The following is a 13,781-nucleotide window of genomic DNA, read 5'->3' on the forward strand; positions in this document are numbered from 1 at the left end:
GGTACTCAGTGTGCGCCTAGGTGCGAGGAACCCCAGATAGTCCCAATGGCTCAATCAAGAGATCCAGTTGTGCAACGTTCAGCGAATACTTCACTTGCTCACGAACTGTGGGCTTCGCGCAGAAAGCAATTCCCAAGCCTGCCCGTTGGAGCATTGGAATATCGTTTGCTCCATCTCCGATGGCGGCTGTCTGGTTAACATCCAGTCCGTGCAATAGACGCCACCCTTCCAACGCCTGCACCTTGGCGTCCGCGGTCACGATTGCCCCCAGGACCTTACCCGTCAAGAAGCCGTTGGTGACCTCAAGTCGGTTAGCCAAGTAATGATCGATGTTCAGCTGGTGACAAAGAGGAGCAACAACTTCCTCGAAGCCACCTGAGACCACACCGAAAAAACCACCGTGGGCATGAACCGCATCAATCAGATCGCACACACCGGGGGTGGGAGTGATCGAATGAAGAACCTCATCGAACACCGTAGCGGGAACGCCCGCCAAGGTGGAGACACGGAGGCGCAAAGATTCGGCGAAGTCTATCTCGCCGTTCATTGCCCGCGCGGTGATGTCAGCAACCTGCCCGCGCGTCCCAGCGAAATGCGCCAACTCTTCGATGACTTCTTGGGCGATCAAAGTCGAATCAACATCAGTGACGATCAGGCGAGGCGGGGGTGAAAATGCGTCTCTCCCGAACGCCGAAGCATCCGGGAGAGAACGGGGCGTATTACTCAACGGGTAACAACCGTTCCTTTGGGGACAACGGTGATACCGGAATCCGTAACGGTGAAGCCACGTTCCCGGTCGCGCGTGAGGTCAAGACCAATGACAGCGCCTTCTTCAAGAACAACGTTCTTGTCGAGGATTGCCTTGGATACCACTGCGTGGCGACCAATACGGCACCCATCCATGACAACCGAGTCAGTGACTTGAGCCCAGGAGTGTATGTAGCAACCGGGGGAGATAACCGAGTGGTAGACCTCGCCACCGGAAATGATGACCCCGGGGGAGACGAAGGAATCAACAGCGTGACCCATTCGCGAGTGCTCTTCACCGTACACGAACTTAGCCGGTGGCAAGGAACCGTCGATCATCGTCATCGTCGGCCACTTGCGGTTGTACAGGTTGAACACGGGGTGGACTGAAATCAGGTCCATGTTGGCATCGTAGTAGGCATCGAGGGTACCAACGTCGCGCCAGTAGTTACGGTCGCGGTCGGTCGAACCCGGGACGTCGTTGTCTTGGAAGTCGTATACACCGCACTCGCCACGCTCGACGAACCACGGGATGATGTTGCCACCCATATCGTGCTTGGACTCGGGGTTGTGTGCGTCCTCGCGGAGAGCCTTGATCAGGTCCTTCGTGGTGAACACGTAGTTGCCCATGGAAGCGAGCACCTTGGTGGGATCGTCGGCAAGGCCGGCAGCGTTCTTCGGCTTTTCGAGGAACTGGTTGATCTTGCCGTCTGCCGAGTCGATCACGCCGAGAGCGGAAGCAAGTTCGATCGGCTGACGGATGCCTGCGACCGTGGCCGGGAGTCCAGAATCGATGTGGTGCTGCACCATCTGAGAGAAGTCCATACGGTAGATGTTGTCGGCACCAATGATGACGATGTAGTCGGGTTGCTCATCATCGACGATGTTCAGGGACTGGTAGATAGCGTCAGCGCTACCCAAGTACCAGTGAGGCCCGCGACGCTGCTGAGCCGGAACAGGGGCGATGAAGTTACCGAGAAGGGGAGATGTGTACCAGGTCTTGGTGACGTGGCGGTCAAGCGAGTGGGACTTGTACTGGGTCAACACGATGATCTTCAGATAACCGGAGTTCACGATGTTGGACAGAGCAAAGTCGATCAAACGATAGTGTCCGCCGAAGGGAACAGCGGGCTTAGCGCGGTCGTCGGTCAGCGGCATCAGTCGCTTCCCCTCACCACCTGCAAGAACAATTGCGAGAACATGATTTTTGGCCATGGGCTAAGCCTATGAGAGTCAGTGTGATCCTGCACGCATATTCCACTGTGTGGCGCCCATCACATATGGTCATTGAATGCGCAACTGTGTGCACGCATGCGGGGATTCGTCGGTGAGTGCTCTGTGCCCGCGATAGGCTAGCTCAAGAAGTTTGTGCCTTCCCTGAAAGGACCATCATGCGCGTTGACCTGCTGACCCGCGAGTATCCGCCCTTTGTTTATGGAGGTGCAGGTGTTCACGTTACTGAACTTGCTAAAGTTCTGCGTCCCCGCCTCGACGAGGTTCGAGTTCACGCGTTTGACGGGCCTCGTGAACCCGGAACCGAAGGAGCCGAAACTGGAGTCGTCGGCCACGCTGACCTAGTGGAACTGGCAGGAGCGAACGCGGCACTGAAGACACTCGGGGTAGATCTTTCCATCGCGGCCCAGACCGAAGGCGCAGACTTGGTTCACTCGCACACCTGGTACGCAAACTTTGCCGGCCATCTTTCGGCTCTGCTTCACGACATTCCGCACGTCATTTCAGCACACTCTCTGGAGCCCTTGCGCCCCTGGAAAGCCGAGCAGCTGGGTGGTGGCTACCGCATTTCTTCCTACATCGAGAAGACGTCGTACGAGGCCGCGGCCGGCATTGTTGCAGTTTCGAACGGTATGAAGGCCGACATTGTGCGCTCCTACCCGAACGTTGACGACGCGAAGGTTCACGTCATTCACAACGGCATTGATCTGGCGAAGTGGCGTGCTCCGTCTACCGACGCTGAACGCGAGAACCAAGAACGCGTTCTGAAGACGTATTCGATTGATCCGACCAAGCGAACCGTTGTGTTCGTTGGACGCATTACGCGTCAAAAGGGTCTGCCCCATTTCCTGCGCGCAGCGAACCTGCTTCCCGATGACGTTCAGATTGTTTTGTGTGCGGGTGCTCCCGATACTCCGCAGATTGCAGCCGAAGTCGACGCGCTTGTGAAGGACCTGCAGGCGAAGCGTCAGGGCGTCATCCTCATCTCTGAGATGCTCCCGCAGCCCGACATTGCAGCAATTCTGGATGCGTCGACCGTGTTCATCACCCCGTCGGTCTACGAGCCACTCGGTATCGTGAACCTCGAAGCGATGGCGCTGGGCCTGCCCGTTGTTGGTACGGCAACTGGCGGTATTCCCGATGTCATCGTCGACGGCGAGACCGGCTATCTGGTTCCGATCGAACAAATGAATGACGGCACCGGCACTCCTCTGAAGCCCGATACCTTCGTTCATGATATGGCCGAGCGCCTGATCGCAGTCCTCGATAACCCTCAGGGCGCCAAGACGATGGGAGTGGCAGGCCTGACGCGTGCTCGCGACCACTTCTCTTGGGATGCCATCGGCCAGAAGACCGCGGATCTGTATCGCACACTGGTGTGAGTCAGCCGATCATATTTCGGTGACAAAGGTAGGCTTATAGGTATGACTTATGTCCTTGAATGTGTGGATGCAACTGTAAGCAAACGTGGAACTGCGATTCTTGATTCGGTGTCTTTTAGCACCGAGCAAGGCCAGCATTGGGTGATTCTTGGCCCGAATGGCGCGGGTAAGACAACTCTTATCCGAGCGCTAGCCGGTCGTGAAGCATTGGCGCAGGGCACCGTGAAACTTGATGGCGAAGACATTTTTGCTCTCGACCGTCAAGAACTTGCTTCCCGCGTTGCACTTGTTTCGAAGTCGCTTGCCCCCTCCATTCGTGCACACCAAACTGTTCGCGACCTTGTTCGCACGGCAGCGTGGGGTATCGCAATTCATCGCGACGAAGAATACGAAGCTCAAGATGATGCGCGTTGCGACAATCTGCTTGTTGCTTTCGGTATTGATCATTTGGCGGATCGTCAGTTTGGAACTCTCTCTGAGGGCGAAGCGCAACGTGTGTTGCTTGCTCGAAGCCTGATGACAGACCCGGAGGTCCTGATTCTTGATGAGCCCACCGCTGGCTTGGATCTTGGCGCCCGCGAACTATTGATCGGAGCTCTTGAAGAGATCATTTCCGGTCCGCATGCTCCGCAGGTCATTTTGGTTACACACCAGGTGGAAGAAATTCCCAGCGGAATGACGCACGCGGTCTTGATGGACGGAGCAAAGGTCGTCCAGTCGGGTGTCATTGATTCCGTCATCACCGGAGTGAATCTGTCAGCGACGTATTGTCTGCCTCTGAGCGCCGGTAACGACAACGGACGCTGGTGGGCTCGCGCCGTCAGGTAAGTCTCTTCATAGGTATCACCGTGGACACGTCGGACAAAGGGGAGTGTGTATGACGCACGCTTTGTGGTGGGTGATTGTTGCCATCGTTCTTGGACTGATTGAGATGGCAACGGTTGACCTTGTGTTCCTCATGCTTGCCATCGGTGGTTTAGCAGCGGCGTTAACCTCTCTTGTTGTCCCTGGGCTCTGGCCCGAAGTCGGCGTTTTTGTGGTCTGCTCGCTGGTCTTTCTTTGTGCGCTTCGTCCGTGGCTGAAAATGCGTATGCTCTGGTCGCAAACGAACGTGAAAACCAATGTGCACGCCTTGATTGGGCGACAGGTCGATGTGATTGAAACCGTGAACGCCAGCAGTGGTCGCGTGAAACTTGATGGCGAAGTCTGGTCTGCCCGCACAATCGACGAGAAGCCCCTTCTTGTGGGCGAGCATGCGTATGTGTGCGAGATCGACGGTGCTACGGCGGTTGTTACGTCCGTCGAGAACCGTAGTAAAACATTCGAAGAACAGAAAGGGTGAGTGCCGCCGTGGACATGAGTATTGGTCCCTTCGTTGCTGGGCTCCTGTTGATCCTTGTTGTGGTCATCCTTGCCAAGAGCGTCCAGATTGTTCCCCAGCCTCGCGCGTTGGTGATCGAGCGCCTCGGTCGTTTTCACACGGTGATGTACGGTGGTTTGCATGTGCTGATTCCGTTCTTTGACCGTATTGCAGCGCGCGTTGACTTGCGTGAACAGGTCACCAGCTTCCCTCCACAGCCGGTGATTACCGCCGATAACGTCGTGGTTTCCATCGACTCGGTGATTTACTACCAGGTCACGGATCCAATGCACGCGACCTACGAGATTGCGAACTTCATTCAGGCAATCGAACAGCTGACGGTGACGACGCTCCGTAATGTCATTGGCTCGCTCGACCTCGAGCAGACGCTGACGAGTCGCGACTCGATCAACACTCAGCTTCGTGGTGTTCTTGATGAAGCAACGGGACGCTGGGGTATCCGCGTGAATCGCGTTGAGTTGAAGGCAATTGATCCGCCACCGTCGATTCAGCAGGCCATGGAACAGCAGTTGCGAGCCGAACGTGATAAGCGTGCAGCGATTCTGACTGCTGAAGGTGTCCGTCAGTCGCAGATCCTTCAGGCTGAGGGTGAAAAGCAGTCCGCCATCTTGAAGGCTGAAGGACAAGCTCAGGCGGCTGTCACTCGCGCCCGCGGTCAAGCAGAAGCTATCGGTACCGTCTTCCAGTCGATCCACGAGGGCAATCCAACGCCTGATCTGCTGAGCTACCAGTACTTGCAGATGCTTCCGGAACTTGCCAAGGGGGATTCGTCGAAGGTGTGGGTTGTTCCCACCGAACTGACGGCTGCTCTGGATTCCATTGCGAAGGGTTTTAACCCGAACAAGTAAAACTGTCCGGTGTGGACGACGTGTTCTTGACCATCCCCCTCACCATCGCCCCCGATTGAAAGAAGAGACTCGTGGACTCCATCCAGGAAAAGGTTCTGCGCGAGGTTGCTGCCCGCGACATTCGCTTTATTCGCCTGTGGTTTACAGATGTCGCTGGTGTCTTGAAGTCTGTAGCAATTGACCCGGGCGAGTTGGAAGATGCCTTCGCTGAAGGTATCGGTTTCGACGGTTCTGTGATTGAAGGCATGACCCGCGTGCACGAGTCCGACATGTTGTTGCGTCCGGATGCTTCGACATTCCAGATGTTGCCGTGGCGAGGGGAAGAAGATCCCGTTGCTCGAATGTTCTGCGACGTGTTGACCCCCGATGGTCAGGCTGCACGTAGTGACCCTCGCGGCGTGTTGGAACGCGTTGTTGAACGAGCCCAAGAGCGCGGCTTCACTGTGATGGTTCACCCTGAGATTGAGTTCTATCTGCTCCAACAGCCGATCAGTGTCGACAACTTGAAGCCTGTTGATTCTGCGGGTTATTTCGATCATGTTGCGCGTGGGCATTCGAATGATTTCCGTCGTCGCGCGGTTCGTATGCTCGAAGATATGGGCATTGCGGTCGAGTTCTCTCACCACGAAGGTGGCCCCGGTCAAAACGAAATCGACCTGCGTGCAGTCGATGCGGTGAGTGCTGCCGACAACATCATGACCGCTCGAACCGTCATCGAAGAGGTCGCGTTGCGCGAGAACCTTGCCGCACTGTTTATGCCCAAGCCCTTTATTGACCATCCGGGTTCGGGTATGCATACGCACCTTTCACTGCTCGAAGGTGAAGAAAATGCCTTCTACGATCCGTCAGGTGACTATCAGCTGTCACGCACGGGGCGCCACTTCATTGCGGGGCTCTTGGAACATGCTCGCGAGATCGCTGCTGTCACCAATCAGCACGTGAACTCCTATAAGCGCCTCTGGGGTGGGGGCGAGGCTCCGTCTTACGTGTGCTGGGGTCATAACAATCGCTCCGCGTTGATTCGAGTCCCGCTGTACAAGCCTGAAAAGCGTACGGCAGCACGCATTGAGTACCGTGCCTTGGATCCGGCTGCGAACCCGTATCTTGCACTCGCCGTTCTGATCACTGCAGGTCTTGACGGCATTGAACGTCGCCTCGAACTTGTCCCCGAAGCTGAGGACAATGTTTGGGATCTGACGGATCGCGAACGTCAAGTGATGGGGATCGAGGCTCTGCCGACGTCATTGGCTTCCGCGGTTCGTTTGATGCGCGAATCTGACTTGGTTGCCGGTGCTCTTGGTGAAGAGGTCTTCGACTACGTTGTGCGCAACAAGGAAAAGGAATGGCGTGAGTACCGCCAGCAGGTGACGCCTCAGGAGATTCGCCAGTTCCTCAAGGTCTACTGATGGAGGTTGTCCCGAAGGACCTCCGCGGTAGCGGTTTCTTGGATCCGGTGCGAGCAGCGTCATTTTTGGCTGACCTACCCGGCGAGCTAGGCGAGTGGCTACCGCTGTTCAACGCCTGCGCCGATCCAGATTCCGCGCTGGTAACCTGCCTGCGTTTTCACGAGGCCGCCCCTACTCAATTAGCCACAATCGCTGAACGCGGGGGCAATGGGCTTCGGCGCTTGGTCGCGGTTTTTGGTGCATCTTCCTGGTGGGGCGACTACCTGATTGCTGACCCTTCACGCATTGATGGCTTGCTTGTTGAACCCGATGAACCGTTGACGGAGCTCCTTCACGCAGTGGGGGCTGATCCAGCGTCGCAGATGCCCGTTGCGGGTCCCGGCTACAACGGCGACGATGTGCGTCGTGCGTATCGCAGAGTTTTGTTGGACCTCGTTGCTGACGATGCTACGCACCCGAACCCGCCCGATTATATGCCGGAAGTCGGTGTGCGCCTTGCGGTGCTTGCTGACGCTGCACTCGAAGCTGCCCTCGCACTGGCACGACGAGATATTGATCCGCAGGGTAATGCTCGTCTTTCGATTATTGCGATGGGAAAAACAGGCGCTCAAGAACTTAACTACATTTCCGACGTTGACGTGATGTACGTTGTTGCCCCGGCTGAGGGTGTTGATGAGCGTAGTGCCATCGAACTGGGTACGCGCATGGCAGCGCTTTCGGCTCAGGTATGTTCGGGGCCGGGTAATGAACAGCCACTCTGGAGCGTGGATGCGAATCTGCGTCCCGAAGGGCGTCATGGCGCGCTTGTGCGAACACTTGACTCGTTCACACAGTATTGGGATAAGTGGGCTGAAACGTGGGAGTTCCAGGCTCTTCTTAAAGCTCGCCCGGCAGCTGGCGATATGGAGCTTGGTCAGGCCTTTTTCCGTGTTGCTTCTCCGTACATTTGGAATGCTACGGGGCGTGATGGCTTTGTTGAAAATGCTCGAGCAATGCGACGTCGCGTTGAAAACACGATTCCCCGTCGTGAAGCTGACCGTGAACTGAAGCTCGGGCGAGGTGGCCTGCGTGATGTCGAGTTCACCGTGCAGCTGTTGCAACTGGTCCACGGTCGTACCGATGATTCGCTTCACGCCAGATCAACGTTGGATGCGCTGTCTCGCCTTAGCGACGGTGGTTATGTGGCGCGTAGCGATGCTCAAGAATTGCGTGAATGCTACTGCTTCCTGCGTGCTGTTGAACACCGTATTCAGCTTCAACGCATGCGTCGCACCCACCTGATCCCTACGTCAGCGAACGAACTTCGAGCGGTGGGCAGGGGAGTTGATCTTGAGCATTGTGGTAGTTCCGAGGCTCTGGCGAAGGAACTGAAACGCATTCGAGATCGTGTTCGAATGCTCCATGAGGACGTGTTCTATCGTCCGATTGTTCAGGCAACTGCGGGCCTTAGCCCAGATGAAGCTACGTTGGACTCCGATGGTGCTCAGGCTCGTCTTCAAGCCATCGGCTATCGCGATCCCCGAGGAGCTCTTGCCCACATCACGGCCCTCTCGCAGGGCACAAGCAGGCGTGCGAAGATCCAGCGTCATCTTCTGCCCGTTTTTATTTCGTGGCTTTCCAACGGTGCAGATCCAGACCTTGGCTTGCTGAACTTTAGAGCTCTATCGGAGCAAATCGGTGATTCTCACTGGTATTTGGCTCTCCTGCGTGATTCCGGAGTTGCCGCATCCAGGCTCTGCGAGATGCTGCCGAACTCGAAGTGGATCGCTGAGGCTCTGTCACATCGCCCCGAAGCAGTCGCCTGGCTGGATCTTGATAAAGACCTCGCCCCTCGTGAAGCTGAGGTTTTGAAAGTCGAGGCGGCCTCGTTGATTGACCGCCACGCAGATTCGGATAAGGCCGCATATCGCGTGCGAGCCATGCGTTCGCGTGAACTTACTCGTGCTGCGATGAGCGATTTGGTGACTGGAATCGGAGCCAGGCGGCAGACAATCTCCGATGCTACGGACGCAGCAGTTGTCGGCGCATTAGCGATTGCAACACGCGAAGAAGAACTCAAGAACGGTCACCGCGTCGACGTTGGGTTCGTGGCGATGGGACGTTACGGTGGGCGTGAATCAAACTATGCCTCCGACGCTGATGTCATGGCTTTTCATCGCGCGACCAATGGCGTGAGCGAGAGCGACGCTGTGAACGCTGCAACGACAATCATCAACCGCGTGAAAGCATTGCTGGGGACGGTCACAGCGCAGATGAGTGTCAGCGTTGACCTAGACCTACGTCCAGAAGGACGCAACGGACCGATGTCCAGAACCGTCGAATCGTACGCGGAGTATTACGACAAGTGGGCATCGACCTGGGAACGCCAAGCGCTCCTTCGGGCGCGCGTATTCGCCGGCCCCGATGATCTGATGCGTTCGATGGGGGAGTTAATCGACCGCGTGCGCTATGGCAGCGCGATTGACGAGGCCCAGATCAGAGACATTCGTCTGCTCAAAGCAAGAATGGAAAGCGAACGCCTGCCTCGTGGCATCGAACCCACGCGTCACGTGAAATTGGGGCCGGGTGGCCTGTCAGACGTCGAATGGATTGTTCAGCTTCTTCAGCTGAAACATGCTCATGCCGATGACTCTTTACGCACCTCGTCAACGATTGATGCTCTGCGCGCATTAACTCGTTCGGGATGGATTGCTCCTCATGATGCGAAGACGTTGGAAAATGCGTGGAGCCTCGCATCACAAATCCGGGCGGCGAACGTGCTGACAACCGGGCGAATGTCGGGAGTTAAACTCGATACCGTTCCCAGAGACTCGAAGGACCTTATCCCGCTGGCACGCGTTCTTGGATATGGTGCGGCAAGCGAGTGTGAGCTGGAAGAAGAATGGCTTCGTCGATCGCGCAAAGCACGCGCATTGATGGATACCTACTTCTGGAACTGAATACTGCCTTGCACACCAAGGCACGAAGAAGAAACGGAAACACAGTTGTGAAAATCGTCCTCGTGCGTCACGGACAGACCTACGCCAATGAAGCGCACGCTCTTGACACCTCTAGGCCTGGACTACCGCTAACCGCCGATGGGTTGGCTCAAGCCACCGATCTTGCTTCGCGCTGGGAATCTGAAGTCGGGCAGGCTCCAACAGTGGTTGCTGTTTCACCTCTTTTTCGCACTCGCCAAACCTGCGCACCCCTATGCGCTAAGTATGCCCTGACTCCGCTGGTGAGACCAGGAATTCGTGAATTACGCTCAGGTGACGTTGAGATGAACGCTGACCCGTTCTCAGACTCCGTTTACGTTGAAGGAACGGGAAACTGGTCGCACGGTGCAACTCACATTCGTATGTCTGGCGCTGAAACGGGGGAGGACGCGCTTGCCCGTGCGTTGCCCGTTATCGCCGAAGTGGCTGGCCTCGTACTTGAGGAAGATCCGGACGGCGTGGGTGTGATCGTCGCTCATGGAGCCCTACTGCGCCTGCTGGCATCGACGCTTGCGCACAACATCTCCGGCACTCTTGTGATGACTCACTTCATGTCGAATACGGGAACCGTCATCTTGCAGTGGCCCACCGAACGATTCGGCACCTCCGTTCCTCACAACCCCGACGATCTGCGAGGTGCCTTCACTGGTCTGACGTGGAATAACCGTCCAGTTGATCAGTGGGATCTAGAGGATTGATCTCAAAGGGGAAACCCCGGTATCGCATGTAATCGGACAGAAATTCGCGGTGTTCATTGCATGACAGCCACGTCTTGGAATCCGCCCACGGGATTTTCGGGTTTGACCAGGTGATGATCCACACCGCCTGCGCATTACACTCGCGTGCCTGACACACACCGTCAGCGCGGCCTCGTCCCAATGCCATTGAACCTCCTCGATCCCTCACACTGTAATCTTTTCGCATGAGTCAATGCACGCTGATCCTTGTTCGCCACTCTGACCCGGAGTATTTCGCGCTGTCGGATCACTCGCGACCGTTGACCGATCTTGGTCTCCGTCGGGCGCACGAGCTTGGCATCAAACTGCAAGCCGAAGTTGGAGACATCGAACTAGGGGTCAGTTCAACAGCAGTGCGCGCATGGCAGACCTTCGACGAGATCGCGAAGAACCTGCCAATGAGGACCACGTACAAGGATCGTTCAATCTACGATGCAGGGGCAGAGTCACTCATCGAAACGATTAACTCCCTGCCTGGAGAATCCGCACTGATTGTCGGACATCAGCCAACAATCGGCCATGTTGGATACCTGATCGGAGACGATAGTGCGAAAGCCGATCTTGGCACTGGCGTCGGTAAAGCGACTGCTCTGATCATTCAAAGCGAAGGAAGTTTCGCTGATTTTCGTCCCGGCGCGAACCTGCCAGTACGGATTGTCACCGTCCCACGCGTGCTGTAATCGCAGAGTTCAAGGCTGACGGGCATTGGCATCGAACGTTTACTGTGTCCCATAGCCCACCTTTGAAGACGCTGACCTTTTACTAATCCCGCTAAGATATACGGGTACGCAATCCACCCTTCAAGGGAGCAGTAATGTCGGGACACTCTAAATGGGCGACCACCAAGCACAAGAAGGCCGCCATTGACGCGAAGCGCGGAAAGCTCTTCGCTCGTCTGATCAAGAATATTGAAGTTGCAGCACGCACCGGCGGCGGCGATCCCGCAGGTAACCCGACCCTGTATGACGCCATCCAGAAGGCAAAGAAGAATTCCGTTCCCGCTGACAACATCGATCGTGCTGTCAAGCGTGGCTCCGGTGCAGAAGCCGGTGGCGCGAACTACGAAACCATCATGTACGAAGGCTACGGCCCGAACGGCGTTGCATTCCTCGTCGAATGTCTGACCGACAACCGTAACCGTGCAGCTTCCGACGTCCGCCTTGGCTTTACCCGTCAGGGAGGCTCGCTGGCGGACCCGGGTTCGGTTTCCTACCTCTTCTCCCGTCGTGGCATTGTCGAGGTGGGCGCAGCAGACGGCGTTGACGAGGACACGATCATGGAAGCCGTTCTGGATGCGGGTGCTGAAGAAGTGACCGACACCGGTGATGGATTCGTCATCGAATCCGCAGCCTCCGATGTTGTCGAGGTCCGTAAGGCGCTCCAGTCAGCAGGTATCGATTACGATTCCGCTGAAGTTCAATTCGTCGCATCGACCGACGTTGAGGTCGACTTTGAAGGCGCACTGAAGGTTCAGAAACTGATCGACGCTCTGGAAGAATCTGACGACGTTCAGAACATCTACAACAACATGACGTACTCGGATGAGGTCCGCGCGCAGCTGGAAGAAGGGGAGTGACGATGGCTGAGTTCACGTCGACTCGCGAAGTTGGTACCCCGCAGGTTAAGCGCGGTATGGCTCAGATGCTCAAGGGTGGCGTCATCATGGACGTCGTTACTCCAGAGCAAGCAAAGATCGCCGAAGATGCGGGCGCAGTTGCCGTCATGGCGCTCGAGCGCGTTCCTGCGGACATTCGCGCACAGGGTGGCGTTGCCCGTATGTCTGACCCGGATCTGATCGATGGCATCATCAACGCTGTCTCCATCCCGGTCATGGCAAAGGCTCGCATCGGCCATTTCGTTGAAGCTCAGGTTCTGCAGTCCCTCGGCGTCGACTACATCGACGAATCTGAGGTTCTCACCCCGGCCGATTACACCAACCACATCGACAAGTGGAACTTCACCGTTCCCTTTGTCTGCGGTGCAACCAACCTGGGTGAGGCACTCCGTCGCATCACCGAAGGTGCAGCAATGATTCGCTCCAAGGGTGAAGCTGGTACCGGCGACGTTTCCAACGCGACGACGCACATGCGTAAGATCCGCGACCAGATCCGTCACCTCACCTCGCTTCCCGAAGATGAGCTCTACGTTGCCGCCAAGGAACTCCAGGCTCCCTACGAGCTGGTCGCCGAGGTCGCTCGCGAAGGTAAGCTTCCTGTCGTTCTGTTCACCGCCGGTGGCATTGCTACCCCGGCGGACGCTGCAATGATGATGCAGCTCGGTGCTGAGGGTGTTTTCGTTGGATCCGGTATCTTCAAGTCCGGTGATCCGGCGAAGCGTGCAGCTGCCATCGTTAAGGCAACCACCTTCTACGATGATCCGTCCGTTATTGCTGAGGTTTCGCGTGGCCTTGGTGAAGCAATGGTCGGTATCAACGTTGACGACCTTCCGGTTTCTCACCGTCTTGCGGAGCGCGGATGGTGACGATCGGCGTTCTCGCCCTTCAGGGTGACGTTGACGAACATGTGCGGGCGCTAGAGAATTCTGGCGCCCGCGCCGTTAAGGTGCGTCGCCCCTGCGAATTGGCGAAAGTGGATGGTCTGATCATCCCCGGTGGCGAGTCAACGACCATGTCGAATCTGTTGGCCTCCTTCGACATGTTTGAACCTCTGAAAGACCGTCTTGATGCTGGACTTCCCGCGTGGGGCACATGCGCTGGCATGATCATGCTCTCGTCTACGATCCTTGATGGTCGCGATGATCAGAAGTGCTTCGCCACCCTCGACATGGTTGTTCGACGTAATGCCTTTGGGCGTCAGGTTGATTCCTACGAAGAAGACCTCGTGATTGACGGCATCGAAGGCGACGATTTCCGCGCTGTCTTTATCCGCGCACCGTGGGTTGAGTCCGTTGGCGACACCGTGTCTGTGATTGCGCGCGCCGGAAACGCTGAAGACGGTCCGATCGTGGCCGTACGTCAAGGTAACGTCATGGCAACCAGCTTCCACCCCGAGGTTGGTGGCGATGACCGCCTGCATGAACTGTTCGTTTCAATGGTGGAGAACCGCTGAC

The 13,781-nt window shown here is 56.6% G+C and carries 13 protein-coding genes; 11 read left to right on the forward strand and 2 right to left on the reverse strand.

The window, feature by feature from the left end; all coding sequences use genetic code 11:
- Window positions 1-16: 16 nt before the first annotated feature.
- Both serB and glgC read right to left on the reverse strand, forming a co-directional pair.
- Window positions 17-727, reverse strand: coding sequence for a phosphoserine phosphatase SerB (serB, locus tag QP381_RS00605; RefSeq protein WP_257878403.1), 711 nt, complete (start codon window positions 725-727; stop codon window positions 17-19).
- Window positions 724-1,962 carry a glucose-1-phosphate adenylyltransferase gene (gene glgC / locus QP381_RS00610; RefSeq protein WP_006681120.1) on the reverse strand — a complete coding sequence of 413 codons (1,239 nt, stop codon included), beginning with the start codon at window positions 1,960-1,962 and terminating at the stop codon, window positions 724-726. The genes serB and glgC overlap by 4 nt, the downstream gene beginning before the upstream one ends.
- A gap of 176 nt (window positions 1,963-2,138) precedes the next feature.
- On the opposite strand from glgC, the gene glgA reads away from it, so the two are divergent.
- The 11 genes from glgA (at window position 2,139) to pdxT (ending at window position 13,780) form a co-directional block, all read left to right on the forward strand.
- Window positions 2,139-3,362, forward strand: coding sequence for a glycogen synthase (glgA, locus tag QP381_RS00615; RefSeq protein ID WP_006681119.1), 1,224 nt, complete (start codon window positions 2,139-2,141; stop codon window positions 3,360-3,362).
- Between the two features lie 42 nt (window positions 3,363-3,404).
- Complete coding sequence (locus QP381_RS00620; RefSeq protein WP_006681118.1) at window positions 3,405-4,190, forward strand: ABC transporter ATP-binding protein; 786 nt, start codon at window positions 3,405-3,407, stop codon at window positions 4,188-4,190.
- A gap of 49 nt (window positions 4,191-4,239) precedes the next feature.
- On the forward strand, window positions 4,240-4,704 hold the full coding sequence (locus QP381_RS00625; RefSeq protein WP_006681117.1) for an NfeD family protein: 465 nt from the start codon (window positions 4,240-4,242) through the stop codon (window positions 4,702-4,704).
- A gap of 14 nt (window positions 4,705-4,718) precedes the next feature.
- Window positions 4,719-5,591: an SPFH domain-containing protein gene (locus QP381_RS00630; protein ID WP_040318606.1), complete on the forward strand. Its 873-nt coding sequence runs from the start codon at window positions 4,719-4,721 to the stop codon at window positions 5,589-5,591.
- Between the two features lie 71 nt (window positions 5,592-5,662).
- Complete coding sequence (locus tag QP381_RS00635) at window positions 5,663-6,997, forward strand: glutamine synthetase family protein (RefSeq protein WP_103632571.1); 1,335 nt, start codon at window positions 5,663-5,665, stop codon at window positions 6,995-6,997.
- Complete coding sequence (locus tag QP381_RS00640; protein ID WP_219585155.1) at window positions 6,997-9,936, forward strand: bifunctional [glutamine synthetase] adenylyltransferase/[glutamine synthetase]-adenylyl-L-tyrosine phosphorylase; 2,940 nt, start codon at window positions 6,997-6,999, stop codon at window positions 9,934-9,936. Before QP381_RS00635 ends, QP381_RS00640 begins: the two co-directional genes overlap by 1 nt.
- Before the next feature lie 47 nt (window positions 9,937-9,983).
- The gene (locus QP381_RS00645) at window positions 9,984-10,673 is read left to right on the forward strand and encodes a histidine phosphatase family protein (protein WP_103632573.1); all 690 of its coding nucleotides are present in this window, start codon (window positions 9,984-9,986) and stop codon (window positions 10,671-10,673) included.
- Between the two features lie 224 nt (window positions 10,674-10,897).
- Entirely contained in the window at window positions 10,898-11,392 is a 495-nt protein-coding gene (locus QP381_RS00655; RefSeq protein WP_103632575.1) for a SixA phosphatase family protein, read from the forward strand.
- 134 nt (window positions 11,393-11,526) lie between these two features.
- A complete protein-coding gene (locus tag QP381_RS00660) occupies window positions 11,527-12,288 on the forward strand; it encodes a YebC/PmpR family DNA-binding transcriptional regulator (RefSeq protein WP_219585154.1) in 762 nt (253 codons plus the stop codon).
- A gap of 2 nt (window positions 12,289-12,290) precedes the next feature.
- Window positions 12,291-13,193, forward strand: coding sequence for a pyridoxal 5'-phosphate synthase lyase subunit PdxS (gene pdxS / locus QP381_RS00665; RefSeq protein ID WP_219585153.1), 903 nt, complete (start codon window positions 12,291-12,293; stop codon window positions 13,191-13,193).
- Window positions 13,187-13,780: a pyridoxal 5'-phosphate synthase glutaminase subunit PdxT gene (pdxT, locus tag QP381_RS00670; RefSeq protein ID WP_006681108.1), complete on the forward strand. Its 594-nt coding sequence runs from the start codon at window positions 13,187-13,189 to the stop codon at window positions 13,778-13,780. Before pdxS ends, pdxT begins: the two co-directional genes overlap by 7 nt.
- Window position 13,781: the final 1 nt, after the last annotated feature.

Origin of the sequence: Pauljensenia sp. UMB6358 (assembly GCF_030216865.1) — a bacterium.
Taxonomy (GTDB): Bacteria; Actinomycetota; Actinomycetes; order Actinomycetales; family Actinomycetaceae; genus Pauljensenia; species Pauljensenia turicensis_A.

Coding starts and splice junctions, on each gene's coding strand:
- QP381_RS00640 (WP_219585155.1), top strand. CDS start 6,997: ATGGAGGTTGTCCCGAAGGACCTCCGCGGTAGCGGTTTCTTGGATCCG.
- QP381_RS00620 (WP_006681118.1), top strand. CDS start 3,405: ATGACTTATGTCCTTGAATGTGTGGATGCAACTGTAAGCAAACGTGGA.
- QP381_RS00625 (WP_006681117.1), top strand. CDS start 4,240: ATGACGCACGCTTTGTGGTGGGTGATTGTTGCCATCGTTCTTGGACTG.
- QP381_RS00630 (WP_040318606.1), top strand. CDS start 4,719: ATGAGTATTGGTCCCTTCGTTGCTGGGCTCCTGTTGATCCTTGTTGTG.
- QP381_RS00660 (WP_219585154.1), top strand. CDS start 11,527: ATGTCGGGACACTCTAAATGGGCGACCACCAAGCACAAGAAGGCCGCC.
- glgA (WP_006681119.1), top strand. CDS start 2,139: ATGCGCGTTGACCTGCTGACCCGCGAGTATCCGCCCTTTGTTTATGGA.
- QP381_RS00655 (WP_103632575.1), top strand. CDS start 10,898: ATGAGTCAATGCACGCTGATCCTTGTTCGCCACTCTGACCCGGAGTAT.
- pdxS (WP_219585153.1), top strand. CDS start 12,291: ATGGCTGAGTTCACGTCGACTCGCGAAGTTGGTACCCCGCAGGTTAAG.
- pdxT (WP_006681108.1), top strand. CDS start 13,187: ATGGTGACGATCGGCGTTCTCGCCCTTCAGGGTGACGTTGACGAACAT.
- glgC (WP_006681120.1), bottom strand. CDS start 1,962: ATGGCCAAAAATCATGTTCTCGCAATTGTTCTTGCAGGTGGTGAGGGG.